27 protein-coding genes and 1 pseudogene are annotated in these 26,497 nt (G+C 41.1%); 23 read left to right on the top strand and 5 right to left on the bottom strand.

Annotated elements, in window-relative coordinates:
- Nucleotides 1–39: 39 nt before the first annotated feature.
- Nucleotides 40–675 (top strand): peroxiredoxin, encoded by a 636-nt coding sequence (locus F777_RS0104905; RefSeq protein WP_026751069.1) that lies wholly within the window; start codon nucleotides 40–42, stop codon nucleotides 673–675.
- Between the two features lie 28 nt (nucleotides 676–703).
- Complete coding sequence (locus F777_RS0104910; protein WP_026751070.1) at nucleotides 704–1,975, top strand: metal-dependent hydrolase family protein; 1,272 nt, start codon at nucleotides 704–706, stop codon at nucleotides 1,973–1,975.
- Nucleotides 1,976–1,978: 3 nt separating this feature from the next.
- On the opposite strand, the gene F777_RS0104915 is transcribed toward F777_RS0104910, so the two are convergent.
- The 3 genes from F777_RS0104915 to rlmN all read right to left on the bottom strand — a co-directional run bounded on the left by F777_RS0104915 (nucleotide 1,979) and on the right by rlmN (nucleotide 4,859).
- On the bottom strand, nucleotides 1,979–2,689 hold the full coding sequence (locus F777_RS0104915; protein ID WP_026751071.1) for an RluA family pseudouridine synthase: 711 nt from the start codon (nucleotides 2,687–2,689) through the stop codon (nucleotides 1,979–1,981).
- Nucleotides 2,686–3,753 (bottom strand): pseudouridine synthase, encoded by a 1,068-nt coding sequence (locus F777_RS0104920; RefSeq protein WP_026751072.1) that lies wholly within the window; start codon nucleotides 3,751–3,753, stop codon nucleotides 2,686–2,688. The genes F777_RS0104915 and F777_RS0104920 overlap by 4 nt, the downstream gene beginning before the upstream one ends.
- A 62-nt stretch (nucleotides 3,754–3,815) precedes the next feature.
- Nucleotides 3,816–4,859: a dual-specificity RNA methyltransferase RlmN gene (gene rlmN / locus F777_RS0104925; protein ID WP_026751073.1), complete on the bottom strand. Its 1,044-nt coding sequence runs from the start codon at nucleotides 4,857–4,859 to the stop codon at nucleotides 3,816–3,818.
- Nucleotides 4,860–4,901: 42 nt separating this feature from the next.
- Between rlmN and F777_RS18530 the strand changes: the two are divergent.
- The 3 genes and pseudogenes from F777_RS18530 to F777_RS0104935 form a co-directional block, all read left to right on the top strand.
- Nucleotides 4,902–5,027 (top strand): annotated as a pseudogene (locus F777_RS18530) (3-oxoadipyl-CoA thiolase); the annotation flags it as partial.
- Nucleotides 5,028–5,110: 83 nt separating this feature from the next.
- Complete coding sequence (locus F777_RS15760) at nucleotides 5,111–6,100, top strand: thiolase family protein (protein WP_304412554.1); 990 nt, start codon at nucleotides 5,111–5,113, stop codon at nucleotides 6,098–6,100.
- A gap of 71 nt (nucleotides 6,101–6,171) precedes the next feature.
- The gene (locus F777_RS0104935) at nucleotides 6,172–6,567 is read left to right on the top strand and encodes a hypothetical protein (RefSeq protein WP_026751074.1); all 396 of its coding nucleotides are present in this window, start codon (nucleotides 6,172–6,174) and stop codon (nucleotides 6,565–6,567) included.
- On the opposite strand, the gene hisS is transcribed toward F777_RS0104935, so the two are convergent.
- Complete coding sequence (hisS, locus tag F777_RS0104940) at nucleotides 6,530–7,897, bottom strand: histidine--tRNA ligase (RefSeq protein WP_026751075.1); 1,368 nt, start codon at nucleotides 7,895–7,897, stop codon at nucleotides 6,530–6,532. The genes F777_RS0104935 and hisS overlap by 38 nt on opposite strands.
- Before the next feature lie 183 nt (nucleotides 7,898–8,080).
- Between hisS and F777_RS0104945 the strand changes: the two genes are divergently transcribed.
- From F777_RS0104945 to F777_RS0105030, 18 genes are all read left to right on the top strand, one after another.
- Nucleotides 8,081–8,314, top strand: a complete 234-nt coding sequence (locus F777_RS0104945) for a hypothetical protein (RefSeq protein ID WP_026751076.1) — start codon at nucleotides 8,081–8,083, stop codon at nucleotides 8,312–8,314.
- 7 nt (nucleotides 8,315–8,321) lie between these two features.
- Nucleotides 8,322–9,239, top strand: coding sequence for a PstS family phosphate ABC transporter substrate-binding protein (locus F777_RS15765; RefSeq protein WP_051408437.1), 918 nt, complete (start codon nucleotides 8,322–8,324; stop codon nucleotides 9,237–9,239).
- Between the two features lie 25 nt (nucleotides 9,240–9,264).
- Nucleotides 9,265–11,064 carry a tetratricopeptide repeat protein gene (locus tag F777_RS0104955; protein ID WP_152530858.1) on the top strand — a complete coding sequence of 600 codons (1,800 nt, stop codon included), beginning with the start codon at nucleotides 9,265–9,267 and terminating at the stop codon, nucleotides 11,062–11,064.
- Nucleotides 11,065–11,164: 100 nt separating this feature from the next.
- On the top strand, nucleotides 11,165–11,566 hold the full coding sequence (locus tag F777_RS0104960) for an NADH-quinone oxidoreductase subunit A (protein WP_051408438.1): 402 nt from the start codon (nucleotides 11,165–11,167) through the stop codon (nucleotides 11,564–11,566).
- Nucleotides 11,567–11,648: 82 nt separating this feature from the next.
- Nucleotides 11,649–12,239, top strand: a complete 591-nt coding sequence (locus F777_RS0104965) for an NADH-quinone oxidoreductase subunit B (protein ID WP_026751079.1) — start codon at nucleotides 11,649–11,651, stop codon at nucleotides 12,237–12,239.
- 4 nt (nucleotides 12,240–12,243) lie between these two features.
- Nucleotides 12,244–12,750 (top strand): NADH-quinone oxidoreductase subunit C, encoded by a 507-nt coding sequence (locus F777_RS0104970; protein ID WP_026751080.1) that lies wholly within the window; start codon nucleotides 12,244–12,246, stop codon nucleotides 12,748–12,750.
- Between the two features lie 10 nt (nucleotides 12,751–12,760).
- On the top strand, nucleotides 12,761–13,984 hold the full coding sequence (locus tag F777_RS0104975) for an NADH-quinone oxidoreductase subunit D (protein WP_026751081.1): 1,224 nt from the start codon (nucleotides 12,761–12,763) through the stop codon (nucleotides 13,982–13,984).
- An 11-nt stretch (nucleotides 13,985–13,995) separates the two neighbouring features.
- Nucleotides 13,996–14,496, top strand: coding sequence for an NADH-quinone oxidoreductase subunit NuoE family protein (gene nuoE / locus F777_RS0104980; RefSeq protein WP_037369139.1), 501 nt, complete (start codon nucleotides 13,996–13,998; stop codon nucleotides 14,494–14,496).
- Between the two features lie 3 nt (nucleotides 14,497–14,499).
- Nucleotides 14,500–15,852, top strand: coding sequence for an NADH-quinone oxidoreductase subunit NuoF (gene nuoF / locus F777_RS0104985; RefSeq protein ID WP_026751083.1), 1,353 nt, complete (start codon nucleotides 14,500–14,502; stop codon nucleotides 15,850–15,852).
- A gap of 7 nt (nucleotides 15,853–15,859) precedes the next feature.
- Nucleotides 15,860–16,957, top strand: a complete 1,098-nt coding sequence (locus F777_RS0104990; protein WP_026751084.1) for an NADH-quinone oxidoreductase subunit G — start codon at nucleotides 15,860–15,862, stop codon at nucleotides 16,955–16,957.
- Nucleotides 16,958–16,969: 12 nt separating this feature from the next.
- The gene (gene nuoH / locus F777_RS0104995; RefSeq protein WP_026751085.1) at nucleotides 16,970–18,019 is read left to right on the top strand and encodes an NADH-quinone oxidoreductase subunit NuoH; all 1,050 of its coding nucleotides are present in this window, start codon (nucleotides 16,970–16,972) and stop codon (nucleotides 18,017–18,019) included.
- Between the two features lie 43 nt (nucleotides 18,020–18,062).
- Nucleotides 18,063–18,602 carry an NADH-quinone oxidoreductase subunit NuoI gene (gene nuoI, locus F777_RS0105000; RefSeq protein WP_026751086.1) on the top strand — a complete coding sequence of 180 codons (540 nt, stop codon included), beginning with the start codon at nucleotides 18,063–18,065 and terminating at the stop codon, nucleotides 18,600–18,602.
- 31 nt (nucleotides 18,603–18,633) lie between these two features.
- Nucleotides 18,634–19,137, top strand: a complete 504-nt coding sequence (locus F777_RS0105005; RefSeq protein ID WP_026751087.1) for an NADH-quinone oxidoreductase subunit J family protein — start codon at nucleotides 18,634–18,636, stop codon at nucleotides 19,135–19,137.
- A gap of 17 nt (nucleotides 19,138–19,154) precedes the next feature.
- Nucleotides 19,155–19,490: an NADH-quinone oxidoreductase subunit NuoK gene (nuoK, locus tag F777_RS0105010; protein ID WP_026751088.1), complete on the top strand. Its 336-nt coding sequence runs from the start codon at nucleotides 19,155–19,157 to the stop codon at nucleotides 19,488–19,490.
- Nucleotides 19,491–19,508: 18 nt separating this feature from the next.
- A complete protein-coding gene (gene nuoL, locus F777_RS15770; RefSeq protein WP_037369141.1) occupies nucleotides 19,509–21,455 on the top strand; it encodes an NADH-quinone oxidoreductase subunit L in 1,947 nt (648 codons plus the stop codon).
- A gap of 26 nt (nucleotides 21,456–21,481) precedes the next feature.
- Entirely contained in the window at nucleotides 21,482–22,909 is a 1,428-nt protein-coding gene (locus F777_RS0105020) for a complex I subunit 4 family protein (protein ID WP_026751089.1), read from the top strand.
- 18 nt (nucleotides 22,910–22,927) lie between these two features.
- Nucleotides 22,928–24,322 carry an NADH-quinone oxidoreductase subunit N gene (locus tag F777_RS0105025; protein ID WP_026751090.1) on the top strand — a complete coding sequence of 465 codons (1,395 nt, stop codon included), beginning with the start codon at nucleotides 22,928–22,930 and terminating at the stop codon, nucleotides 24,320–24,322.
- A 63-nt stretch (nucleotides 24,323–24,385) separates the two neighbouring features.
- Complete coding sequence (locus F777_RS0105030; RefSeq protein WP_026751091.1) at nucleotides 24,386–25,660, top strand: ABC transporter permease; 1,275 nt, start codon at nucleotides 24,386–24,388, stop codon at nucleotides 25,658–25,660.
- A gap of 38 nt (nucleotides 25,661–25,698) precedes the next feature.
- Here F777_RS0105030 and F777_RS0105035 read toward each other — a convergent pair whose 3' ends face one another.
- Nucleotides 25,699–26,403, bottom strand: a complete 705-nt coding sequence (locus F777_RS0105035) for a carboxypeptidase-like regulatory domain-containing protein (RefSeq protein WP_026751092.1) — start codon at nucleotides 26,401–26,403, stop codon at nucleotides 25,699–25,701.
- Nucleotides 26,404–26,497: the final 94 nt, after the last annotated feature.

Consider the following 26,497-nt stretch of genomic DNA (forward strand, 5'->3'; position numbering starts at 1 on the left):
TTAGTAGGAAATTGTTTATTATTGCTAAAATTTCAAAATATGGCACTTCGTTTAGGGGACATTGCGCCCAACTTTTTTGCCCAGACCAGTTTGGGACCGATTGATTTTTATGAATACCTGGGTAATAGCTGGGGGGTATTGTTTTCGCATCCAGCCGATTATACGCCAGTATGTACTACAGAGTTGGGTAAAACGGCAAGCCTTAAAACGGAGTTTGAAAAGCGAAATGTGAAAGTACTGGCTTTAAGTGTAGACAGTTTAGAGAAACATAGTGGCTGGATCAACGATATCAATGAAACCCAGCATACTTTGGTTGATTTTCCTATTATAGCAGATGAAGATAGAAGTATTGCGCACGCCTATGATATGATTCACCCCAATGCTTCAGAAACCTTTACTGTTAGATCGCTTTTTATTATTGGCCCGGATAAAAAAGTAAAACTGATGATTACTTATCCGGCTTCTACAGGAAGAAATTTCTATGAGGTTTTACGTGTAATAGATTCGCTGCAACTAACAGCACAATATAGTGTAGCCACACCTGCCGATTGGAAAGAAGGGGAAGAAGTGATAGTTGTTCCTTCTATCAGTACGGCGGATGCTATTCAGCGATTCCCGAAAGGGGTTACAGAAATCAAACCTTATTTACGATATACGCCTCAGCCCAATAAATAAAATTGGTTATCTTTCTGAAAATCATTGTATGCACAAATTTTTTTTAGGGCTGTTGTTGTTGGCTTCGCAGTCCATCTTGGCTCAGAAAACACTATTGCATTGTGGTCAGTTAATTGATGTAAAAAACGGAACACAGTTGCCGCAAATGACCATTGTTGTGGAAGGCAATAAAATCATTGAAGTGCAGAAGGGATATACCAGCCCGGGAACAGATCAGACCGTAATTAATTTAAAGAACCTGACCGTAATGCCGGGTTTGATTGATATGCATGTGCATATGGAAACAGAAACAGGACCTGCCAGCTACCTGAATGGTTTTACTTATAATCCAGCTGACTTTGCTTTTCAATCGGTTGTATTTGCAGAGAAGACACTGATGAGTGGGTTTACGGCAGTAAGGGATTTAGGCGGCACCAATGTTAATATAGCTTTGCGTAATGCAATTAATAAAGGCTGGATTGTAGGACCGCGAGTATATACTGCAGGAAAATCCCTGGCATCAACCGGAGGTCATGCGGATCCTTCTAATAATTACAGAAAAGATTTAATGGGAGATCCTGGTCCAAGAGAAGGGGTGGTGAATAGTGTGGAAGATGCTGCCAAAGCAGTTCGCCAGCGATACAAGGACGGAGCAGACCTGATTAAAATCACCGCAACAGGCGGAGTATTAAGCATGGCCAAAGACGGAAGTGGAGCGCAGTTTACAGTGGATGAAATTAAAGCCATAGTTCAAACAGCCAATGATTATGGATTTAAGGTTGCTGCACATGCACATGGTGCGGAAGGAATGAAGAGGGCGGTTTTAGGTGGCGTGCATTCCATTGAACACGGAAGTTATATGACAGAGGAAGTGATGGATCTGATGAAGGAAAGAGGAACCTATTTAGTGCCTACCATTGTTGCAGGTAAATCTACGGCCGACTCAGCAAAGAAGCCAGGCTACTATCCTGATATTGTAAAAGCAAAAGCTTTGGTAATTGGAAATTTTATTCAAGGCACATTCGCCAAAGCCTATAAGAAAGGTGTAAAGATTGCATTTGGTACAGACGCAGGTGTGTATGCACACGGAAAAAACTGGCTGGAATTTCAGTACATGAACGAAGTGGGTATGCCTGTTTTAGAAGCCATTAAATGTGCAACGGTAAACGCAGCCGATTTATTAGGAGATGATTCTATCGGTAGCATAGAAAAAGGCAAAATGGCCGATATCATTGCGGTTGATGGCAATCCTGAAAAAGACGTAACCAGCATGGGACGCGTAAAATTTGTAATGAAAGGAGGAAAAGTGTTTAAGCAATAAACACTATCCCTTCCATTTTTTTAATTGTTGTAATACCGCTCTTAAGTCTTTTGGCAAAGGAGCTTCCAATGAATAAGCAACTCCTTCGTAGGAAAAATTAAGTTGCGAAGAATGTAAAGCCAGTCTGGATAAGATTGGCTTTTCTTCTTCCGCCACTTTTGCCAGTTTAAAATTCTTTTTGATAGAAGAAAGTAAAAGCGGTTTAGGGTCACCATATATTTCATCACATACAATGCTATGTCCAATATGCTGCATATGCACCCTGATCTGGTGCGTTCTGCCAGTATGAATCTGAAATCTTACCCAGCTATAGAGACGAAATTGTTCCTGCACTTCATAGTCAGTTAGTGAAGGTTTGCCTTTTACATGGGTCATCATCTTGGTAGTTTTCCCGGGATGCTCCATAATAGCTGCATCAATACTTCCAACTGGATTCATCATTTGTCCCTGCACCAGGCCCAGATAAAATTTTTCCATTTCACGGCTTTCAAACAATGCAGAAAGTGCCTTGTGTGCAATTTCATTTTTGGCAAATAGGATGATACCGCTGGTATCCTTATCTAAACGATGAACGGTATAGATCTGTCCGTATTTCTGTTTTAATAAATCTTTCAGCGAAATTTCAACGCCCAGTCTGTCCGGTATACTCAATAATCCGGAAGGTTTATTTACGGCGACAAAATCAGGGGTTTCTAAAATGATATCGATACTCATGCCGGATTCTCAGTCTTGTTTTTTCTTACAAATGATTTGTTCATGAATTTCAGCAAACGAACTTCTTTTTCGTTCAGAAAACGCCATTTGCTTCTCTCCACATTTTTCTTGGTAAGGTTGGCAAACATAACCCTGTCCAATGCTTTTACATCATAGCCAAGGTGTTCAAAAATCCTACGCACAATTCTGTTTCTGCCGCTGTGAATTTCAATGCCAACAATATTTTTAGTTTTTGGGTCTGCGTATCCTACTGAGTCTGCTGCAACAAATCCATCTTCCAACGTAACGCCACTGGCAATCTGATCCAGGTCTTTTTTAGTAACTGGTTTGTCAAGGGTAACTTCATAAATCTTCTTTACTTCAAAAGAAGGATGGGTTAGCTTTTGTGCCAGTTCTCCATCGTTGGTTAATAATAAAACACCGGTAGTATTTCTGTCCAGTCTTCCAACAGGGTATACTCTTTCCGGAGTAGCTCCTTTTACTAAATCCAGAACGGTTTTTCTTCCCTGAGGATCATTCGCAGTAGTAATAAAATCCTTGGGCTTATTTAACAACAGGTAAACCAGATTTTTCTGTAGAAAAACAGTCTTTCCTTTTACTACAATTTTATCTGTCTGTGAAACTTTATAACCTGGTTCAAAAATCTTGTCTCCGTTTACAGTTACTTTACCATCTTTTACCAATTCGGCTGCTTCCCTTCTTCCGCAAACTCCCGCATGTGCAATGAATTTATTCAATGGCATGGGTTCGCTGCCAACGGCTTTGGACTTGTATTCTGCATCTTTGGGATTTCCAGGATAGGTTAGTTTTGCCCCTTTATCTTTTGTAAATTTTTTATCACCTGCTTTTCCTTCTTTAAAGGCTTTATAGGATCCGCCTACAGGTCTTTCCGATTTATTTTGTACTTCGCCACGGGCCTGTGCTTTTTTCTTGGCCCTCATTTCTTCGCCGATGGCTCTGGCTTCTGCCTTGATTTTTCTTTTTTCCTGACGAATGGCTTCTTTAATAGCGGCCCCTTTTTTCTTTTCAGCAAATTTGCTGAAGTTGTCTGTTCTTTTTTGCATAGTGTCAATTTGCTGTTTTACAACAGGATGAATAATAATATCTGTATCAGTATGTTTGGTTTTTAGCCTTTGTTAGCCAATTGTCCGCAAGCTGCATCAATGTCTTTCCCTCTGCTTCTTCTAAGTCTTGCATTTACTTTATTGGCAGCAAGAATATCCATAAAACGTTGCGTGTCTTCTTCGTCGGGTTTAGTGAATTTAAATGCATCAATACTATTGTATTCAATAATATTAATCAGGTCTGCCGGAATCTGTCTGTAAACCTTGGTAAGTTCTTCTGCATCTTTAGCAGAGTCGTTCAGGTTTTTAAACAGGATATATTCAAGGGTAATTTCATTACCTGTTTTCTTATAAAAATAATTCAATGCTTCAGTGAGAACCTTAATATTGTTGGTTTCGTTGATGGGCATGATTTCGTTTCTTTTGGCATCGTTGGGTGCATGTAATGAAAGGGCCAGTTTAAATTTAACCTGGTCATCGCCCAGCATTTTAATTTGTTTGGCAACCCCCGCTGTAGATACCGTAATTCTTCTGGGACTCATGAACAATCCGTCTTCCGCAGAAATACGCTCAATGGCTTTTAAAACATTATTGTAATTCAACAGGGGCTCTCCCATACCCATGAAAACAATATTGGTCAGTTTTTTTTCAAAAACCGATTCACTTTGCTGATTAATCAGTACTACCTGATCTACAATTTCATCAAAGTTTAAATTCCGCTTTCGTTGCATATAACCTGTTGCACAAAATTTGCAGCTTAAGCTGCAACCAATTTGTGAAGAAACACAGGCTGTTTTTCTGTCGTCAGTTGGAATCAAAACGCCCTCAATCAAATGACCATCAAAGGTTTTGAATCTGCTTTTAATGGTTCCATCATTACTGAATTGGGTAGCGTCTGTAGTTAAAGCTGGCAGGGAGAAATCTTCTGCTAACTTTAACCTTAGTGCTTTGCTCAGATTGCTCATGGCATCGAAGCTATGGGCATGTTTCTGCCAAAGCCATTCCTGAACCTGCTTTAATCTGAATTTTTTCTCGCCGATGCTCTCAAAGTAAGTTTCCAGGCTTTCGGGGCTCTGGTGGCGAATATTGGGTAACAAAGCACTCATTCTGCAAAGATAACTTATATCTTGCAGCCTCAATTATATTCTATGAGTAGCGCTTGTTATGTGATTGATGCAGTAAGAACGCCGATCGGCAGATTCGGCGGAAAATTAAGCTCGGTAAGGCCAGATGATATGCTGGCTACCGTAATCAGAGCCTTGATAGAACGCAATCCTGATGTGGATCCCAATGCCATTGAGGATATTATTGCAGGAGCAGCTAATCAGGCGGGGAGGACAACCGGAACGTGGCCAGAATGGCCGCATTACTGGCAGGCCTGCCAACATCAGTTGGGGGCTCTACGGTTAACAGACTCTGCGCCAGTGGTTTACAGGCTATTATGGATGCTGCCCGTGCCATTCAATGCGGAGACGGACTTTTTTATATTGCCGGTGGGGTAGAAAGCATGACCAGGGCTCCTTTTGTAATGGCAAAAGCCGACTCTCCCTGGAGCAGAAAGCTGGAAACCTATGATACCAGTTTTGGGTGGCGCTTTATTAATCCCGCTTTATCGGAAAAATACCATCCTTATACCATGGGCGAAACGGCCGAGAATGTGGCCAGAACCTGGAAAATAAGCAGAGAAGCGCAGGACGTATTTGCCTTGCAGTCTCAGGAAAAATATTTTGCAGCAGAGGCGGCAGGAATCTGGAATGATGAAATAGTAGCGGTAGAGTTTGTAGAAGAGAGAATGGTCAGTTGGATGAATAAGGACGAGCATCCGCGTAAAACCAGCATGGAAAAACTGGCTGCTTTAAAACCAGCATTCATAAAAGACGGAACCGTTACAGCAGGCAATGCATCTGGCATTAACGATGGGGCAGCTGCGGTTTTGCTGGCCAGCGAAGAAGCTGTTAAATTGTTCAATCTGAATCCCATTGCTAAAATCACCAGCATGGCTATTGCCGGGGTGGATCCTGCAATTATGGGAATAGGACCGGTGCCTGCTACTCAGAAAGCGTTGAAGCGGGCCGGTCTTGGTATTAACAACATTGGACTGATAGAATTAAATGAAGCTTTTGCTTCCCAAAGCCTTGCCTGTATTCAAGATCTTTCTTTAGATCCGAGTCTGGTGAATGTTAACGGTGGCGCCATTGCATTGGGGCATCCGTTAGGTTGTTCGGGTGCTCGTATTTCAGCAACCCTGATCCACCAGATGCTAAGAAGTAAAACAAAGTATGGACTGGCTACCATGTGTGTGGGTGTGGGGCAGGGTTCGGCCATTATTTATGAAGGGTTGAACTAAGGCAAAATTTACATAGAAGGTATTCCTTTTTATAACTGAATTGATTAATTTGTTTTCAAAAAATTACTGAAATGAAAAAAATTATTGTATTTGTTTTTATGCTGGTTGGATTAACAACGGCTGCAAGTGCACAAACCACTCCAACAGACTCAACCGTGAATCAGATTTTGGGAAGGTATAAATTTGCGGAAGGAAGTCCTGTTGCTGAAGTAACCGTTGTACTTGAAAATGGGGTATTGATGATGAATTCTGCTGCCGGTTCTTCCACACTGGAAAAATCCGGAGAAGACGTTTACGTAATTACCCAATTTCAGGGAACTGCAAAATTTACCCGCAATGATAGCAAGGTAGTAACAGGGGTTACTATTCTGGCCATGGGTTATGAATTGGTGGGTACCAAAGAACCCGCTTCTACTAAAGCTACTGCATTCAGAATAGCTGCGAAGCCAGTTCTGACTGTGAAATAGTTTTTTGATCGCCGCTAATAATATTCTTTAGAATACAGGTCCCTTCTGTTAATTCGGTATTGCCGATAATAACAACATAAGGGACTTGTTTTTTTTCTGCATACTTGAATTGCTTATCAAATTTGGCTGCTTCATGGTATAATTCGCAGGCAATTCCCCTTTCTCTTAAATCCTGCATCAATTCAAATGCTTTTTTAGATTCAGCAGCGCCCAGATTAAAGAACAATACCTTGGTTCCTTTTTGTACCGCTTCCGGAAACAGTTGTAGTTCTTCCAGTACATCATAAATTCTGTCAACACCAAAGCTAATGCCCACACCAGGTACATTGGGCACACCAAATAAACCAGTAAGGTCGTCATAACGTCCGCCACCACCAATGCTTCCCATTTGGGCACCAATGGCTTTGATTTCGAAAATGGTACCTGTATAGTAATTCAATCCACGGGCTAAAGTAAAGTCTACTATTACCTGAGCGCGATTTTTATTGGGATGATTTTCTAAAATATATTCCAGTTCTTCTATTCCTTTTAATGCAGTTGCATTTTCCTGCATCAGTTTTTTTAATTGATCAATTCTTTCTGCATTGCTACCATCAATGGATAAATATTTTTCAATAATGGCAATTTGCTCAGCAGAGATTTCTCTGGCAGCTAATTCTTCCTTTACTTTTTCCAGCCCTATTTTATCCAGCTTGTCAATGGCTACGGTTATAGGTACCATTACCTGCAGTCCCCCACAAAGCTCAGCAAGCCCTGCTAAAATTTTTCGGTTATTGATTCTGATTTCAACTGGCAGGTTCAATTTTTCAAATGCAGTTGCATAGATGGAAGTAAGCTCCAGTTCATTCAATAAACTTTGGCTGCCTACTACATCGGCATCACACTGATAAAACTCTCTGTACCTTCCTTTTTGTGGGCGGTCTGCTCTCCAGACGGGCTGTATTTGGTATCTTTTATAGGGTAAGGTCAGCTGTCCATAATTCATGGCCACATAGCGTGCAAAGGGAATGGTAAGGTCGTAACGCAGCGCACGCTCAGTAATCCCCTTGGTATTTTTTCCTTCCAGTACTTTCTGGAAATCAGCAGTAACCTGGGTTTGCTTAGCCGGATTGTCTAATCCATTATTCAGGATTTTGAAAATCAGCTTGTCTCCTTCCTCTCCGTATTTCCCCATAAGGGTGTCGAGGTTCTCCATGGCCGGTGTTTCAAGTGGCTGAAAACCATAGAGTTCAAATACAGAGCGAATAGTATTGAAAATATAGTTACGCTTTTGTACGGTGGCTGCATTAAAATCTCTTGTGCCTTGAGGTATTCCTGCTTTGTTGCTCATAAGCCGCAAAATTATGGCATTGTGCGTTAATTAACATTGGCGCATTTCTCTTATATGGCAATTAGTTTGCAACTAACAGTCATTAGTTTAAGGTCTATTCACCGAAAGTTTTTTATGGAATTTTAATTTTAGCGCATCTCACGTAAAATATTTACTAAATTGCCCATCCCGTAAAGTGATTGTATGGAAAATACTTACAGAGAGAGAAACCAGAAACGGTACAGTGTCTTCAGAAGGATCTATGATATTTCTATGGCTACTTTGTTTTTGGGTGTTGGACTTGCAGTATTCTTCATAGAAAAGCTGGGAATGGATCTAGTGTTTACGGCAGAACCGCTTTATCGTAATTTATTCGGTAGCATTTGTGTTTTGTACGGAGCATTCAGATTATACAGAGGCGTTAAGCAAGATTATTAAATTGATTATGAAGAGAAGTAGTGTATTTGCTTGGTCACTGATTTTTTTGCTCTTTGTTTCTTGTGATTCAACAGAATCAAAAAATGCTTTTCAGGATAACACTGAAGAAGGAACCATTTACATTAGTGTAGATGAAAGCTTTAAACCTGTTATTGAAGAGCAAATAAAAGTTCATCAATCTTCTTTTCCCAAAGCCAATATTGTGGTTTCCTACAAATCAGAAGCGGACTGTTTCAGAGATTTACAAAAAGACAGTACCCGCATGATTATTGTAGCCAGAGGCCTGGATGAGAAAGAAGCTGAATTTTATAAATCTGCTTTGTCTTACCAACCACAGTATGCTGAATTGGCCTACGATGCCGTTGCATTGATTGTAAATAACAATGCCAGTGACAGCATATTCACTTTTAATGAGGTAAGAGATATACTAAGCGGAAAACATAAAATTACAGCAGTGATGGATGGAAAATCTGCTACCAGTACGGTTCGCTATTTAAAAGACAGTGTGTTAAAAGGCGCTGCTTTTGGAGCAAATGTGGTAGCAGCCAATAATAGTCAGGAAGTAATTGATATTGTTACTTCCCGAAATGATGTAATTGGTTTTGTGGGTCTTAGCTGGATTGGTGATGTATACGATACGCAGCAACAGTCTTATCTTAAGAAAATAAGATTGGCAAGAGTAGAGTGTACCGCCTGTTTAGAAAAAGGCATTTTTGCAAAGCCCTCTCAATCAACCATAACCTATGGTCAGTACCCTTTGGCACGACCTTTGTTTTATGTGTTAAAAGAGAATCATGCAGGACTCGGTACAGGCTTCATGAATTTCATGAGTCTGGAAAGAGGACAGTTGATTTTCAGAAGATCTTTTTTAGCTCCGGCTAAAATGGCTTTTCATAAAAGGAATAGTAGTATAAACAACGAATAACAAAACAACTATAAAAAGAGAGAACATGAAGAAGACCGTTGCTTTGATGTTTGCAGCTGTATTTGCCGTACAGTGCTTAACGGCTCAGATTGCCGAAGGCATTAAGCTGTTGCATTATGAAAAAAACAAAAGTGCAAAGGAAGTACTGCAGAAAAATTACGATGCGAATTCCAAAGACCCACAAGCCATTTATTGGCTAGGTCAGGCGCATCTGGCTGGTAATGGAATTGAAGTTACCAAGGAAGATGTTGCTGCTGCAAAAGCATTGTACCAGAAAGGACTTCAGGAATTGGGTAGTGATGCCTGGTTGCTGGTAGGTATGGGACATGTGGAGTTGAGAGAAGGCGGAGACCTGAACTCAGCCAAACAAAAGTTTGAGCAGGCGATTACTGCAACCACAGAAACCAGAGGTAAAAACAAAGGGAAGCCCAACGCTGCCATCTTAACTGCTATTGGCCGCGCCAATGCAGATGGAGACAGTAAAATGGGAGATCCTGTATACGGTATTGATAAGTTAAAGCAGGCTGGTGCACTGGATTTAACCAACCCTGACATTTATATCTATATGGGTATCAGCTACCAGAAAATGGGTGGCGAAAATGGTGGAGAAGCGGTAAAAGCTTATACAGAAGCCATTGCACGTGATCCAAAGAACGCCCTGGCCATGTTCAGAATTGGTAAGATTTACCAAAGTCAGAACAACGTAGAATTGTTTGAGCAGTTTTATGATAATGCAAAAACAGCTGATGCTGGGTTTCCTCCGGTTTACTATGCATTGTATCAATATTATGCAGAGAAAGATGTAACCAAGGCAAAAGAGTACCTTGATAAATATGTTCAATCAGCAGATAAAGATTCAAGAAACGAATTGTACCAGGCAGACTATTTATTCCGTGCAGGTAAATACGATGAGTCTTTGGCGAAAGCGAAAGAATTAGATGCAGCAGTTGGAATTAAAGCAGTTCCAAGATTAGGCGTCGTTTACGCGTATAACTATTTAAGAAAGGGAGATTCTTTAACAGCAAAAAAATACATTGAAGAATTTTTAACCAGTGCACCTGCTTCTGAAGTTCAGCCATCTGACTATAAGTTAGGTGTTGAAGTGGTAACCAAGTTCCCTGGAAATGAAGCAACAGCATTAGCATATGTTGACAAAGCTTTACAGGCCGACACGGTAAAAGCCAATCAGATTGTTTTGATTAATGCAGCAGCCGATATGTTTGGTAAAGCAAAATCTTATCAGGCACAATTGAACCTGATGAAACGCGGAATGATGATGAAGGGCGAACTAACAGAAGTAGATCACTATAAATTAACTTCATCTGCTTTCAATGCAAAAGCTTACGATCAGGTGATTGAATTTGCTAAGCCTTATATGGCAGCATTCCCAGACAAACCACACCCATACAGTTTCTTCAAGAGAGCTGCTATGGCAAACGGAAAGGACACTGCTAAAATCATTGAAAACCTGAATTATCTGGATTCAGTGTATGCGAAAGTTGATTTGGAGAAACACCGAAAAACCATCTTCCTGGATGAATACTTTAAGATTAACTATTATGTGAATCTTTTCAACGAGATCAAAAAGCGTCCGGATTTCAAAGTAACTACCAAGGGTGAAAAATCTCCTGCAGTAGAAGAATTCCTTGCCGTTTGTCAAAAAGCGATTGAAGTGGCAGACAAGATGCTGGCTTTATACCCTACCGCAGGTGATGAGAACAATAAATTTGCGCAGGACGTAAAAGCTACCATCCAGAAAAACATTGATTATTACTCAAATCCAACAGGAAAAGGGGGAGCTTCAGGTGCTAAAACCGCCAGCTAAGTCCTCACTTTAAAATTAACTTAAAGAAAAAGCTCCTCAAATTGAGGAGTTTTTCTTTTATATGCTTTACAAGCGTATTTTTGCGGACTTAAAGCGCACTATGGAACCATTATTTACTCTGATTGACGCAAGTTCAAGCAATTCTGCTTCCAATTACCTGCCTATAGCCATCCAATTGATTTTTGCTGCGGGTTTTGTGGCAACCATGATTGGTATTTCATCCTGGGTTGGCCCCAAGCGTAAAACTGCTGATAAGCTGGAAAACTTTACCAGTGGTATTGAATCGCACGGTAATGCCCGTCAGCCCATGGCCATTAAGTATTTTCTGGTGGCTATCCTATTCGTTTTATTTGATGTGGAAGTGATTTTCTTTTACCCTTATGCAGTGAACTTCAGAGAGCTGGGATGGAATGGATTCCTTGCTGTTGTTATGTTTGTGGGCTTCTTCTTAATCGGATTTACCTATATCATTAAAAAAGGTGCGCTTGAGTGGGAAGACTAATGGATTAAGGGGAAACCGAACCAAACCCCTTAGTAGCTGTTCTATACGTTAAACAGGATTATAACTATTAATATTCAGTATTATGTCACGTCCGGTAAGATTCAATATACATCCAAAAGAGGCGCATATTGCCGATTCAATTACGTATGTAAATGCGCCTGAAGGTTACGGTGGAGAAGGATTTTTTACAACCAAGTTGAGCGATGTGGTTGGTTTGGCGCGTAAGAATTCTCTTTGGCCAATGCCATATGCAACATCCTGCTGCGGAATTGAGTTCATGGCTACTGCGGCTTCTCACTATGATTTATCCAGATTTGGTGCGGAAAGAATGAGCCATTCACCCCGTCAGTGCGATTTGTTGATGGTTATGGGAACTATTGCCAAGAAGATGGGCCCTGTACTTCGTCAGGTTTACCTGCAAATGGCTGAACCCCGTTGGGTAATGGCTGTTGGAGCCTGTGCTTCCAGCGGTGGAATTTTTGATACCTACAGTGTACTGCAAGGGATAGATCAGGTAATCCCTGTAGATGTATATGTGCCAGGATGCCCGCCCAGACCAGAAGCGATATTAGACGGATTCATGAAAATCCAGGAGTTGGTTGGTCAGGAGAGCATCAGAAGAAGAAACAGCGATCATTACAAAGCATTATTGAACGGTTACGGAATACAATAATATTATGGCAATCAGCAACGAATATATCCAGCAAAAGCTTACTGAAAAGTTTGGAGACCAGGTCTTCAACTTTGAAGAAACCTATGGCATGCTTTCTTTTGAAGCGCCCAAGGATCTGAACTTAAAAGTAATGCAGTACCTGTACGATGAGCCAAGCCTTGGATTTCAGTTTTTAACTGATTTGTGTGCAGTGAATTACCCTGATGATGCAGGCAGGGAACTGGCAGTTGTTTATCATTTACACAACCTTGTAGAAAATACACGTATACGTTTTAAAGTATTTACTTCTATTGCAACGCCCGACGTTTTCACCGCTTCTCAATTGTTCTCTTCCGCCAACTGGATGGAAAGAGAAACCTATGATTTCTTTGGAGTAAACTTTGTGGGACATCCCAATCTCAAACGCATTCTGAATGTGGATGAAATGGATTACTTCCCGTTAAGAAAAGAATATCCTCTGGAAGATCAGACCAGAATTGACAAGGACGATGAAATGTTTGGACGCGGATAAAATTTAAGACATGAGTGATCATAATATAACATTAGCAGAAGACGCGATTGAGCGGAAAACAACAACGATCAATCTGGGACCTACCCACCCGGCTACACACGGTGTATTTCAGAACATCATGGAGCTGGATGGTGAAAGAGTAGTTTCCAGTGAACAAACAGTGGGTTATATCCACCGTGCTTTTGAAAAGTTGGCTGAAAGAAGACCGCTCTATCAGATTACCCCCATCACAGACCGCTTGAATTATTGTAGCAGTCCCATCAATAATATGGGCTGGCATTTAACCTGTGAGAAATTACTGGGTGTACAAACCCCTAAACGTGTAGATTATCTGCGTGTGATTATTATGGAGCTGGCCAGAATTGCGGATCACCTGATTTGTAATTCAATTGTAGGGGTAGACTCTGGTGCTTTTACCGGATTCCTTTACGTAATGCAGTACCGTGAATTAATTTATGAAATATATGAAGAAGTATGTGGGTCCCGTCTTACTACTAATATTGGGCGTATTGGCGGCTTTGAGAGGAATTTCTCAAATACAGCGTTTACGAAACTCGAGAAATTCTTAAAAGAGTACCCTGTTGCTTTGGGTGAATTGGAAAGCCTGTTAACCAGAAACAGAATCTTTATGGAGCGTACCATTGGTGGCGGTCCTATCAGTGCCAAAAGAGCATTGAACTATGGTTTTACAGGCCCTAACTTAAGAGCTGCCGGCGTAGATTATGATGTTCGCGTGCATAGTCCTTACAGCAGCTATCAGGATTTTGAATTTGATATTCCGGTAGGAAAAACCGGAGACAATTACGATCGATTCCTGGTGCGCAATGCGGAAATGTGGCAAAGCATGCGCATTATACAACAGGCATATAATAAAATCCAGGAATTCAAGGGAACAGAAGCGGAAGTATACCATGCAGATGTGCCTGAGTATTATTTACCGAAGAAAGAAGATGTATACACCAAAATGGAAGCATTAATCTGGCATTTCAAAATCATTATGGGTGAAGTGGATATGCCAAAAGGTGAAGTATACCATGCAGTGGAAGGAGGTAACGGAGAGTTAGGATTTTATTTGATCAGTGACGGAGGAAGAACCCCGTTCAGACTGCATTTCCGCAGACCTTGCTTTATTTACTATCAGGCTTATCCTGAGTTGGTAAAAGACAGCATGTTGTCTGATGCCATTTTAACCATGAGTAGTTTAAACCTGATTGCAGGTGAATTGGATGCTTAATAAAAAAAGCTATGACTAAGTTTAATGATGAACAACTAAAAGAGTTTAACCGCCTGGTAGCTCGTTATCCGGAAGGAAAACAAAAGAGTGCTTTATTGCCTGTGCTGCATTTGGCACAGGATAGCTTTGGTGGATGGCTGAGTGCGGAAACCATGGATTATGTAGCCGGGCTATTGAATATAACGCCTATTGAAGTGTATGAAGTGGCTACTTTCTATAGCATGTATAATTTAAAACCAGTTGGTAAATACATGTTCGAAGTTTGCCAGACAGGTCCTTGCATGGTAAACGGATGCGATGATATCATTGAATATATTGGAACCAAACTGGGTATCAAACCTGGTGAAACCACTGCAGACGGAATGTTCACTTTAAAAACAGTAGAATGTTTGGGAGCATGTGGTTATGCGCCAATGATGCAGATGGGAAAACACTATAAGGAACATCTGACCAAAGAAAAAGTAGACGCCATTATTGATGAATGCAGAAAAAATGCTGCCGCAAATAATTAAGATATGGGTGTAAAATTATTATTAGAGAAAGCGCATGTGCCGGGTATCCGTTACTTCGAAACCTATCGGAAAGAAGGGGGTTATCGTGCGGTAGAAAAAGCTTTGAAACAAATGGATCCTGCATCCATTGTGGAAGAGGTAAAGAAAAGCGGACTTCGCGGAAGAGGTGGTGCTGGTTTCCCTGCGGGAATGAAATGGAGCTTCATTGCTAAGCCTGAAGGTGTTCCAAGACACCTGGTTTGTAATGCAGATGAAAGTGAGCCCGGAACCTTCAAGGATCGTTACCTGATGGAGTTTATTCCCCACTTGTTAATTGAAGGGTTGATTGTTTCTTCCTTTGCATTGGGTAGCAACGATACATACATTTATATCCGTGGAGAATATGCATGGATTGTAGATATTCTGGAGCAGGCAATTGAAGAAGCCAAAGCCAATGGTTTCTTAGGTAAAAATATTTTAGGCTCCGGCTTCGATTGTAATATTTATGTACAGAGAGGAGCGGGTGCTTATATCTGCGGAGAAGAAACCGCATTGATTGAGTCATTGGAAGGAAAGAGAGGTAATCCAAGAATCAAACCTCCGTTCCCTGCCATTGAAGGTTTGTGGAGAAGACCTACTGTGGTGAACAACGTAGAAACCCTGGCAGCAGTGGTTCCTATCATTAATATGGGTGGTGATGAATATGCAAAAATTGGTGTGGGCCGTTCTACCGGAACCAAACTGATTTCTGCCTGCGGTAATATCAATAAGCCAGGTGTGTACGAAATTGATATGACCATTTCTGTAGAAGAGTTTATTTATTCTGATGAATATTGTGGCGGTATTGCCAATGGAAAAAGACTGAAAGCCTGTATTCCGGGAGGATCTTCAGTTCCCATTTTACCTGCCAATCTTTTATTGAAAACAGCCAAGGGTGAAACACGTTACATGAACTACGAAAGTTTGAGTGATGGGGGCTTTGCAACCGGTTCCATGATGGGATCCGGCGGTTTTATTGTATTGGACGAAGACCAGTGCATTGTTAAAAACACGTACACTTTGGCGCGTTTTTATCGTCATGAAAGTTGCGGTCAGTGTTCACCTTGTCGTGAAGGTACCGGATGGATGGAAAAGATTTTGAAGAACATTGATACCGGAAAAGGCAAGATGAGTGATATTGATTTGTTGTGGGATATTCAACGCAAGATTGAAGGAAATACCATCTGTCCTTTGGGAGACGCTGCGGCATGGCCGGTAGCAGCTGCCATTAGACATTTCAGAGATGAATTTGAATGGCATGTGAATCATCCTGAAGAAGCACAAAAAAGAAATTATGGATTGGCGCATTATGCAGATCCTATTCATGTACCAGCTTAATTAAGTTATGTCTGAACAACCATTATTTAAAGTAACCATCGACAATATCACGGTAGAAGTGCCCGCGGGAACTACGATCCTGAATGCGGCGCGTAAGATTGGCGGCGATGTTGCTCCCCCTGCTATGTGTTATTACAGTAAACTGGAAGGCAGTGGTGGTAAGTGCAGAACCTGTTTGGTTGAAGTGAGTAAGGGATCTGAGAAAGATCCAAGACCCATGCCCAAACTGGTAGCCAGCTGTCGTACTACGGTAATGGATGGAATGGAAGTTAAAAATATTACGAGTGATCGTGTAATGGATGCACGCAGTGGTGTGGTGGAATTTTTATTGATCAATCACCCATTGGATTGCCCGGTATGTGATCAGGCAGGTGAATGTCATCTGCAGGATTTAAGCTATGAGCATGGCAAAGCGGGTACCCGTTATGAGTTTCAGCGCAGAACGTTCAAGAAGCACGATTTAGGCGATAAAATTCAGTTGCATATGACGCGTTGTATCCTTTGCTACCGTTGTGTTTTTACCGCCGATCAGTTAACAGGTAAGAGAGAGCACGGAGTATTGGACAGAGGAGATCACGCAGAAATTGCAACTTACATTGAGAAGAATTTATCCAATGAATTTATCGGAAACGTAATTGATGTTTGTCCGGTAGGTGCATTAACCGATAAAACATTCCGTTTCAAGAATAGGGTATGGTTCCTGAAACCAATGGATGCGCACAGAGATTGCCCAACCTGTAGCGGTAAAGTAACACTTTGGAACAGAGGAGACGAAGTGTTCAGGGTTACGGCACGCAAAGACCAGTGGGGTGAAGTGGAAGACTGGATTTGTAATACCTGCAGATTCGACAAAAAACAAACCAGTGACTGGGTGATTGAAGGACCCAGACTGATTGATCGTCACTCTGTTATTTCACAGGGACACTATGCAGGTAAAGTGGGTACACATAAACCAACAGAAACTTTTGAAGCAGTGCATGCTGGTCGTCAGCCAAAGTTGCTCATGGATATTCATAGCGTAAGTGAAGTGAATAAACCAGAAATTACTTTGAGCAAATTAGACAGACCTGCACATTCAACTGACTTTACATCGAATAAAGACTAATAAACCAGAAGCATGACACTATTGGCCTTAGATTGGATATTAATGCTGGAGAAACTGATCCTGATTGCGATTATTGTTTTCGCCAGCCTGGGAATTGCCCTGTATACCACGTTTTCTGAACGTAAGGTTGCGGCAGTATTACAAGACAGACCAGGTCCGAACCGTGCGGGTCCAATGGGTTTATTACAACCTTTGGCAGATGGTTTGAAGTTGATCATGAAAGAAGAAATCATTCCGAATTCAGCCAACAAAGCCCTGTTTATTTTAGGACCTGCTATGGCAATGACAGCAGCATTAATGACTTGTGCTGTTATTCCATGGAGCAGTTCAGTAGAATTATTCGGAAGAAAAATTGATTTGCAGATTGCCGATATCAATATCGGAATTCTATACGTGTTTGGTGTAGTGAGTATGGGTGTATATGGGATCATGATTGGAGGCTGGGCTTCCAATAACAAGTTCTCTTTGATGGCTGCCTTGCGTGGTGCGTCTCAGGCAATCAGTTATGAACTGGCAATGGGCCTTTCTTTGATTGCTGTCTTAATGATTTCCGGCTCATTGAGTTTAAAAACAATTGTAGACCAGCAAATGGCTCCGGGCGCCTGGTGGAATATTGTGTATCAGCCATTGGGCTTTTTGTTGTTCTTCATTTGTGCCATGGCAGAATGTAACAGAACGCCATTTGACTTACCCGAAGCTGAGAATGAATTGAACATGGGATACCATCAGGAGTATTCTTCTATGAAACTGGGTTTTTATCTTTTTGCTGAATACGTGAACATGATCATGAGTAGTGCGGTTATGGCCAGTCTGTATTTTGGCGGATATGATATTCCATTCCTGGATGAATCTACATTAGCGCCGAATATTGCAGCAATTCTTGGTGTGTTGTCACTACTAACCAAGATTGTGATTTTCTTATTCGTGTTTATGTGGATTCGCTGGACCATTCCAAGATTCAGATACGATCAGTTAATGAACCTGGGCTGGAAAAAATTAATACCGCTGGCCCTGGTGAATATGCTGGTAACAGGTGCAGTGATATTGTGGCAGCAGGGATAAAACCAAAGATTTACATTTGTGAACCTTTTATATAAAAGATTACATGCAAGCTTTAACAAACAGAGGAAAAGAAGTAAGTAGGGAGCCAATGAGCTTCATGGAGCGTATCTACTTGCCCAATATATTTAAGGGTATGGCCATTACATTCAGCCATATTTTCAAGAAACAGCCTACTATTCAATATCCCGAGCAGAAGCGTGAGTTCAGCCCTGTTTTCAGAGGCCTGCACGTTTTAAACAGAGACGAGGAGGGAAGAGAGCGTTGTACAGCTTGTGGATTGTGCGCTGTGGCTTGTCCTGCAGAAGCCATTACTATGGAAGCTGCGGAAAGAATGCCTGGCGAGGAAAACAAATACCGTGAAGAGAAATATGCAGCCAAGTACGAAATCAACATGCTGCGTTGCATATTCTGCGGATTGTGCGAGGAAGCTTGTCCTAAAGATGCTATTTATTTAAGTGAAACTTTTGCGCCTGCTAATTTTACCAGAAAAGGCTTTATCTACGGAAAAGAAGATTTATTGATTCCGGACAAGAACAAAGCTCCTGAAGAATACGCAGCTGCAAAAGGTGCGGCAAGAGTATAATTATTTGCAAGGTTATAATACAATTAAACAGATGGATACTTTACAAATTTTGTTTTTCTTATTAAGCGCGCTGGCCATATTCAGTGCCATCATGGTACTGGTAAGTAAGAACCCGGTGCACAGTGTACTTTGGTTAATTGTGGTATTCTTTGCCATTTCAGGTCATTATATTTTACTGAACGCACAGTTTCTGGCGATTGTCAATCTGATTGTATACGCAGGGGCCATCATGGTATTGTTCCTGTTTGTGATCATGTTGATGAACCTGAATGCGGATACAGAGCCCAGAAAAAACTGGTGGATGAAACTCGCTGGAGTAGTATCCGGTGGCTGTTTCCTGATGGTGATGGTTTCCCTTGTAAGACAGGCAACTGAACTTTCCGGAAAAGCAGCATTGATGAAGACTGGTGATATTGGATTGATCAAGAATCTGGGCAAGGCTTTGTTCAGTGACTTTGTTGTTCCATTCGAAATCAGCAGTGTACTTTTTTTAAGCGCCATGGTAGGTGCTGTAGTAATTGGTAAAAAAGACTAACCTATAACAACGCAATTATGCCTATACAATACTATATCTATTTTTCACTGGCTTTGTTTAGCATTGGTATTATTGGAGTATTAACCAGACGCAATGCCATCATTGTCTTCATGTGCATAGAATTAATGCTGAATGCAGTGAATCTTTTATTGGTTGCTTTTTCTAAAATGCACCATGGTATTGCTACTACCAATAATGCAGTAAGTACTGCAGGGGTAGAAGGCCAGTTGTTTGTATTTTTTATTATGGTGGTAGCTGCTGCTGAAGTAAGTGTTGGACTTGCCATCATTGTAATGCTATACAGAAATACGCATTCTGTAGATATTAATTTCCTGAACCGATTGAAAAACTAGCACCCGCAACTTAGTAATATGAGTAAAATTGCTTTTTTAGTCCCCTTGTTTCCCTTGCTGGGTTTCCTGATAAACGGATTGGGCAGACAGCGTCTGTCTAAATCTGCGGTAGGTATTGTTGGATCAGGAATGATCTTCATGTCCTTTTTAACGTCCTGCTTTTTATTTGGACAGGTTTATGGTTTCGCAGCCAACAGCGGCGGTGCTCCTATCAAAAGTGTGGTAACCCTGTTTAACTTTATTCAAACAGAGGCATTTACCATTCCATTTGCTTTTCAGGTTGATCAGTTATCTGTTTTGTTTCTCTTAATCATAACAGGTATTGGCTTTCTGATTCATTTGTATTCTACTGCGTACATGAAAGAGGAAGCGCCTCATCATTTTGCACGCTATTTCGCTTATTTAAACCTGTTCGTCTTCTCTATGTTGTTGCTGGTAATGGGTAGCAACTATGTGATCATGTTTATTGGTTGGGAAGGAGTAGGATTGTGTTCTTATTTATTAATTGGATACTGGTTCAAGAATGGAGATTACAGCTATGCTGCCAAGAAAGCATTCATCATGAACCGTATTGGTGACCTTGGATTTCTGTTAGCTGTATTCTGGTTGATTTTTAAACTGGGCACAGTTAATTACACAGATGTATTTGCAGGTATCAGTCAACTGTCTTCTTTTGATATTACAGCAATTACCACATTGTTATTTGTAGGAGCAATGGGTAAGAGTGCGCAGATTCCATTGTACACCTGGTTGCCGGATGCGATGGCGGGTCCTACACCTGTATCTGCATTGATTCACGCTGCAACCATGGTAACTGCAGGTATCTATATGATTGCAAGAAGCAATATTCTCTATACCATGGCGCCTGCTACACAAACGCTGGTAGCCGTGATAGGATTGGCAACAGCCATATTTGCTGCAACCATTGCCTTGAAGCAAAACGATATTAAAAAAGTACTGGCTTATTCTACCGTAAGTCAGTTAGGATATATGTTTTTAGGATTGGGTGTTGGTGCTTACACCGGAGCTGTGTTCCATGTAATGACTCATGCATTCTTTAAAGCTTTACTTTTCCTTGGAGCAGGTTCTGTGATACATGCCATGCACCACGAGCAGGATATCCGTAAGATGGGGAACCTGAAAAAGTATATGCCTGTTACGCATATGACTTTCCTCCTGGCTTGTTTAGCCATTGCAGGTATTCCTCCTTTCTCTGGTTTCTTCTCTAAAGATGAAATTCTGGTAGCAGCTTATAGCAGCAATCCATTGTTCTATTATATAGGAGTGGGTGGTGCATTAATGACTGCTTTCTATATGTTCCGATTGTATACGCTTACCTTCCTTGGAAATTTCCGTGGTACACACGAGCAGGAACATCATTTGCACGAGAGCCCTTCTGCAATGACGATCCCATTAATTGTACTGGCGGTATTGTCAGTGATTGGTGGTTTCATTGGAATCCCTGCTGTGTTTGCCGAGAACAAACACTGGCTGGCTGGATTCTTAGCACCTATTTTTGCCGATTCAGCCAAGCTTGCTACAGAACATCATTTGAGTCATTCTCAGGAATATATTATGATGGGAGTAGTAACGGTATTGATTATCGCTGTTATCACTTTTGCCGTAAAGTCTTACAAGAACTATCAGCAGAATGATGCGGAAGAAACAGGTTTAGGTAAAGTGTTGATGAATAAATGGTATGTGGATGAATTGTACAATGCCATTGTAGTTAACCCGCTGAATGCGCTGGCCGGGGTTTTGAAAGAAGTAGTGGAAAAATCGGGTATTGATGGATTGGTGAATGGTGTAGGCAAATTTATTGCTTATGGTTCCAGACAAGTGCGTTTGATTCAAAGCGGACAGGTAGCAAGCTATCTGTTGATTATGATTTTATCGTTGGTTGTTTTCTTTATCGTTTGGTTTAATGATTCAACCATCATGGGGTTTTTAAATAAATTATTTTAATTCGTTCATCAAGTAGCTCTGCAATAATGATTACTTTATTACTCATATTAACACCGCTTGTAACAGGATTAATTGCCTTCTTTTTAAAACAGGGAAATGCTGCAAAGAATTTTGCATTGCTGGCTTCTGTTGCCACAGCCGCACTATCCCTATCTGCTGTTTTTGCACAGGGCACCATCACCTACGATGCCAGCTGGTTAGCAAGCATAGGAAGCAGAATAACGTTGAAAGCAGATGGAATGGCAAAAATGCTGACCTTATTAACGGCGGTATCTTTCCCGGTAATTTTTACAGCGATTTATAATAATACATATAAGCAGGCTGCTTCTTTTTATGGCTTGATGCTTTTGTCTCAGGCAGGATTGATGGGTGTGTTTTTAGCAGCTGATGCCTTGTTGTTTTACTTCTTCTGGGAACTGGCTTTAATTCCAGTGTACTTCCTATGCTCCATCTGGGGTGGTGAAAAAAGAATTGCCGTTACATTTAAATTCTTTGTGTACACTTTTGTGGGATCATTGCTGATGCTGATTGGACTTTTGTTCATGTATTTCAACACAGCCGATCAGTCATTCTCCTGGCAAAGTTTTCAGGCAGTTCAAATGTCTGCCAAACAGGAAACCGTATTGTTCTGGTTATTCTTTATTGCTTTCGCCATTAAAATGCCCATCTTCCCATTCCATACCTGGCAGCCTGACGCTTATAAGCAGTCTCCAACGGCTACTACCATGGTAATGAGTGGTATCATGGTAAAAATGGGGGTATTTGCTGTAATCAGATGGTTGCTCCCTATGTTCCCGGTAGCAGCTGCACAATCAGCTAACCTGATTATTATCTTATCGGTGATTGGAATGATTTACGCATCATTAATTGCCATCAGACAGGATGATATCAAACGCATGATTGCTTACTCTTCCATTGCGCATATTGGTTTAATGTCTGCAGCCATGTTCACTAACAACGCAACAGCAATGGATGGTGTAATGATTCAGATGTTCAGCCATGGTGTGAATGTAATTGGTCTTTGGATTATTGCAGACCTGATTGAAAAACAATTAGGCACTACCAATATGAAAGAGCTGGGTGGTCTGGCACAAAAAGCCCCTGTGATGGCCATTCTACTGGTTGTGATGGCATTGGCCAACGTAGCACTTCCATTAACCAATGCTTTCATTGGAGAATTTTTAATGTTCAATGGTTTATTCCAATACAATATGGTGATGGCAGGTATAGCAGGTATTAGTATCATCCTTGCAGCTGTATACACATTGAACATGGTGCAGCGTGTCATTTATGGAAATGTGAATGCAATCACTGAAAAAGCTACCGAAATACCTTCTAATATTCAGCTGGCATTGGTGATTATTACGTTGATGATATTGGTGTTTGGTGTATATCCTCAGCCACTATTAGATTTAACCGGAGACAGTGTTTCCGCAATATTTGTAAATAAGTAAAAGAACGATAGAGTAGTTATGAACGCAATCATATTTTCAGCAATCATGGGTGTGGTAATGATGTTTACAGGCATTTTTACCAATAAGAAACCCGTAATTACCTTGACGGCAATTGTTGCATTAGTCATACTGCTTGTGGCTAATATCCTGAATAGCTATGGTATTTTTTCTATTCAGGTAGACACCAAAGACCTGCTCCATTTTAATAAAATGGGAATGTTCTTTAATACGCTGATGATTGCAGGTACCTTATTATTTGTTTTGTTAAGTGGATCTGAGCTGGAGAAATTAGGAAACAAAACGGCTGACTTTTATGCGTTGATTTTCTTTGTGCTATGCGGAACTGCCATCCTTACTTCATTCAATGGTATGCTGATGTTGTTCCTTGGTATTGAAATTCTTTCTATTCCATTGTACATTTTAACCGGTTCAGATAAGAAGAACTTAAAGAGTAATGAAGCTTCATTGAAGTACTTCCTGATGGGTTCTTTTACAACGGGTATCATGTTGATGGGTATTGTATTGCTGTATGGAGCAACAGGAAGTTTCGGAATGGCAGGTGTAAGCAATCCAGCAACACCACCATCAGCAGGTGTTCAAACAGCTTCCTTCTTACAGGTAGCAGGCATGTTGCTTTTGTTTGCAGCGATGTCTTTTAAAGTATCTGCAGCGCCTTTCCATTTCTGGACACCAGATGTGTACGACGGGGCACCCAGTGTGTTCACTTCATTCATGTCTACTATTGTAAAAGCGGCAGGATTCTTTGCCTTCATTAAATTATTTGCATCAAATACAAGTTTGTTAGGCCCAACCTGGTCCATCATTTTGTCTTTTGTGATTGTAGCCACTTTGTTTGCCGGAAATATCACAGCGATATTTCAGAGAAGCATTAAGCGAATGCTGGCATATTCCAGTATTGCACAGGCAGGCTTTATGTTGTTTGCCTTGTACAGCAATAACGATTTAGGAACTGAGGGTATCATTTTATACACGGTGGCTTATTGTTTGGCCACCATCGGATTCTTTGCGATTCTGATGAAAGTGAAGGATTACACTTTTGACGGATTCAACGGACTGGCAAGCACACAGCCTGTACTGGCTTTTGTAGCCACAATCTGTTTGCTTTCTTTAGCGGGTATCCCCCTTACTGCCGGTTTCTTTGCCAAGTACTTTATGCTGGCATCTGTGGTAAAAGCAGGTGGCCCAATCTGGCTGGTGATTGTTGCCGTACTATTTGCTGCAATGAGTGCCTACTACTACTTCAAAGTTATTCAGGCAATGTACTTTAAAGAAGGACAGCCGGAAACAGCTGAAATAGGTCAGGGATTCAAATTTGGGCTCTTATTGGTAGCCGTAGCCATTGTTTTGGTTGGCGTTCTTCCTTCATTAGTGCTCAATTGCTTCTATTTTTAACCGCTCTTCATAATTGAAGGACAAGGCTGAAAAGGTTTCCGCAATACGCTGTACCTTTATTTCATGACAATTCTCGACTCATTCAATTTAGCCTGGCGCACCGTAAGGGGAAATAAACTTCGTGCGGGTATTACGATCGCTATCATTGCCTTTGGTATTATGGCATTAATTGGGATCATTACCGCTATTGAAGCTATGAATCAGAGTCTGAAAGAGAGCTTCTCTTCAATGGGCGCGAATTCATTTAGCATCCGTTATAAGGATTCACGTGCCAGAATGGGGCCGAATAATGATGAAGTCACCAAAACCAAAAGAGGACTAAAAGAAAAAAAATCCAATTTAAATAAGCCGCTTCGTTTGGAAGAAGTGGAAAGATTCAAAGCCAATTATAGTTTTCCCGGAGCAATGGTAAGTGTTTACAGACGGGGTCCCGGAGGACAGGAACTGCGTTATGAAGACAGAAAAACCAATCCTCAGATATTGGTATGGGGTGGAGATGAAAACTATTTAATGGTGAACGGTTACACCATTGAACAGGGCAGGAACCTGAACAACCTGGATGTACAAAGTGGCCGTAATGTATGTTTATTGGGTAGCAATGTAGCAACCCGTTTATTTGGGGAAAGACCAGAGCGCTCCATTGATAAAATCATTAAAGTGGGTAGTACTCCCTACAGAGTGATTGGATTGCTGAAATCCAAAGGATCCAGTGCCATGTTAAGACAGGATGATGTGATTGTAACTACGTATACCAATGTGCGTCGTTATGCCAATATTGGACCAACTTATCTGGTAGGGGTGAGCGTAACTGATATCAATCAATTACCGGTTGCAACGGATGAAGCAACTTCTGTATTCAGATCCATTAGAAAACTGGAGCCCAAGGAAGACAATAATTTCGTGATAGAAAAAAGCGACAAGTTTGCGGAAATGTTTATTGGTTTCTTAAGCAGTATAACCGGTGCAGCCAGTGCCATTGGTTTAATTACATTGATTGGCGCAGCCATTGGTCTGATGAATATCATGCTGGTTGCGGTGAATGAAAGAACCAAGGAAGTGGGGCTGGTGAAAGCCATTGGGGGTAAGAGTAAATACGTGCGTCAGCAGTTTTTATTTGAAAGCATGATTATCAGTTTGCTGGGTGCATTATTTGGCATTATCCTTGGCATATTGGTAGGTAATATCTTCGGTATCATTCTGGACACAGGCTTCGTAATTCCATGGGCATGGGTATTCATTGGAATCATTATCTGTACCATCGTGGGGCTGGTAGCAGGCATATATCCTGCTATGAAAGCGGCCAGACTCAATCCAATTGTAGCACTGAGATACGAGTAGAATAGTTGCCAGGTAATGATGGAATCATTACGGGAGCGCTATTTTCTTCTCTCCTTCAATTTTTCGTTGATGTAATACTTTACGTCTTCTTCTTTTGGATTCTTTCTTAACCATTCGTAAGAAGGTCTGTAACGTTGCATGAACACCTGCAATTCTTCTCCTTTCAGTCCACTGTATTTGGAAACGATTGCTGTAGAAAAACGATAGTCAACATAAGCCTGTTTTTCACTGGCATTAAATATTTTAATGGCGTTTCTTTTGTTCTTTTCCCTTTTGCTGAGGCTGTTTAAACTGATGCCAAAGCCAGCACCTGAATTGGCCAATTCTACTGATTTAACAGGCGGGCTCACCATTTGGTCTGTGAATTCCCTTAGTCTTCTTAAGCTATCCAGGCTGTATTCATTGGCTCCTGTATTCTGAACGGTAACATCATTCAGTTCTCTGCTGATGGGTTTTAAATAAAAAGTTACTGTATCACTGGCACTGATGATGCCACTGTATAAAACCGTATCGAAATGATAGCCAATAGCCGCTACTGAAAGAATATCGTTTTTACTCACTTCAATTTTAAATAATCCTTTCTGATTGGTGATTACCGTATTGTTTTTATTGGTATTGGTAATGCTGGCCATTTCAATGGGTTCGTTGGTAATGCTGTCTTTAACATAACCCCAGATTACTTTTTGCGCCTGAACGGAGTTGCCCGCTATCAATACCAAGAGAAGAATCAGTAGTTTTTTCATAGTGTAAAGATACAGTAAGTAACCGCTCTGGTAATAAAAAAACCGCAGGCATATTGCCTGCGGTTTCATCTCTATTGTGTAGCGTCTTATTCAA

Origin of the sequence: Sediminibacterium sp. C3 (assembly GCF_000508085.1) — a bacterium.
Taxonomy (GTDB): domain Bacteria; phylum Bacteroidota; class Bacteroidia; order Chitinophagales; family Chitinophagaceae; genus Sediminibacterium.

Coding starts and splice junctions, on each gene's coding strand:
- F777_RS0104905 (WP_026751069.1), top strand. CDS start 40: ATGGCACTTCGTTTAGGGGACATTGCGCCCAACTTTTTTGCCCAGACC.
- F777_RS0104910 (WP_026751070.1), top strand. CDS start 704: ATGCACAAATTTTTTTTAGGGCTGTTGTTGTTGGCTTCGCAGTCCATC.
- F777_RS0104915 (WP_026751071.1), bottom strand. CDS start 2,689: ATGAGTATCGATATCATTTTAGAAACCCCTGATTTTGTCGCCGTAAAT.
- F777_RS0104920 (WP_026751072.1), bottom strand. CDS start 3,753: ATGCAAAAAAGAACAGACAACTTCAGCAAATTTGCTGAAAAGAAAAAA.
- rlmN (WP_026751073.1), bottom strand. CDS start 4,859: ATGAGTGCTTTGTTACCCAATATTCGCCACCAGAGCCCCGAAAGCCTG.
- F777_RS15760 (WP_304412554.1), top strand. CDS start 5,111: ATGGCCGCATTACTGGCAGGCCTGCCAACATCAGTTGGGGGCTCTACG.
- F777_RS0104935 (WP_026751074.1), top strand. CDS start 6,172: ATGAAAAAAATTATTGTATTTGTTTTTATGCTGGTTGGATTAACAACG.
- hisS (WP_026751075.1), bottom strand. CDS start 7,897: ATGAGCAACAAAGCAGGAATACCTCAAGGCACAAGAGATTTTAATGCA.
- F777_RS0104945 (WP_026751076.1), top strand. CDS start 8,081: ATGGAAAATACTTACAGAGAGAGAAACCAGAAACGGTACAGTGTCTTC.
- F777_RS15765 (WP_051408437.1), top strand. CDS start 8,322: ATGAAGAGAAGTAGTGTATTTGCTTGGTCACTGATTTTTTTGCTCTTT.
- F777_RS0104955 (WP_152530858.1), top strand. CDS start 9,265: ATGAAGAAGACCGTTGCTTTGATGTTTGCAGCTGTATTTGCCGTACAG.
- F777_RS0104960 (WP_051408438.1), top strand. CDS start 11,165: ATGGAACCATTATTTACTCTGATTGACGCAAGTTCAAGCAATTCTGCT.
- F777_RS0104965 (WP_026751079.1), top strand. CDS start 11,649: ATGTCACGTCCGGTAAGATTCAATATACATCCAAAAGAGGCGCATATT.
- F777_RS0104970 (WP_026751080.1), top strand. CDS start 12,244: ATGGCAATCAGCAACGAATATATCCAGCAAAAGCTTACTGAAAAGTTT.
- F777_RS0104975 (WP_026751081.1), top strand. CDS start 12,761: ATGAGTGATCATAATATAACATTAGCAGAAGACGCGATTGAGCGGAAA.
- nuoE (WP_037369139.1), top strand. CDS start 13,996: ATGACTAAGTTTAATGATGAACAACTAAAAGAGTTTAACCGCCTGGTA.
- nuoF (WP_026751083.1), top strand. CDS start 14,500: ATGGGTGTAAAATTATTATTAGAGAAAGCGCATGTGCCGGGTATCCGT.
- F777_RS0104990 (WP_026751084.1), top strand. CDS start 15,860: ATGTCTGAACAACCATTATTTAAAGTAACCATCGACAATATCACGGTA.
- nuoH (WP_026751085.1), top strand. CDS start 16,970: ATGACACTATTGGCCTTAGATTGGATATTAATGCTGGAGAAACTGATC.
- nuoI (WP_026751086.1), top strand. CDS start 18,063: ATGCAAGCTTTAACAAACAGAGGAAAAGAAGTAAGTAGGGAGCCAATG.
- F777_RS0105005 (WP_026751087.1), top strand. CDS start 18,634: ATGGATACTTTACAAATTTTGTTTTTCTTATTAAGCGCGCTGGCCATA.
- nuoK (WP_026751088.1), top strand. CDS start 19,155: ATGCCTATACAATACTATATCTATTTTTCACTGGCTTTGTTTAGCATT.
- nuoL (WP_037369141.1), top strand. CDS start 19,509: ATGAGTAAAATTGCTTTTTTAGTCCCCTTGTTTCCCTTGCTGGGTTTC.
- F777_RS0105020 (WP_026751089.1), top strand. CDS start 21,482: ATGATTACTTTATTACTCATATTAACACCGCTTGTAACAGGATTAATT.
- F777_RS0105025 (WP_026751090.1), top strand. CDS start 22,928: ATGAACGCAATCATATTTTCAGCAATCATGGGTGTGGTAATGATGTTT.
- F777_RS0105030 (WP_026751091.1), top strand. CDS start 24,386: ATGACAATTCTCGACTCATTCAATTTAGCCTGGCGCACCGTAAGGGGA.
- F777_RS0105035 (WP_026751092.1), bottom strand. CDS start 26,403: ATGAAAAAACTACTGATTCTTCTCTTGGTATTGATAGCGGGCAACTCC.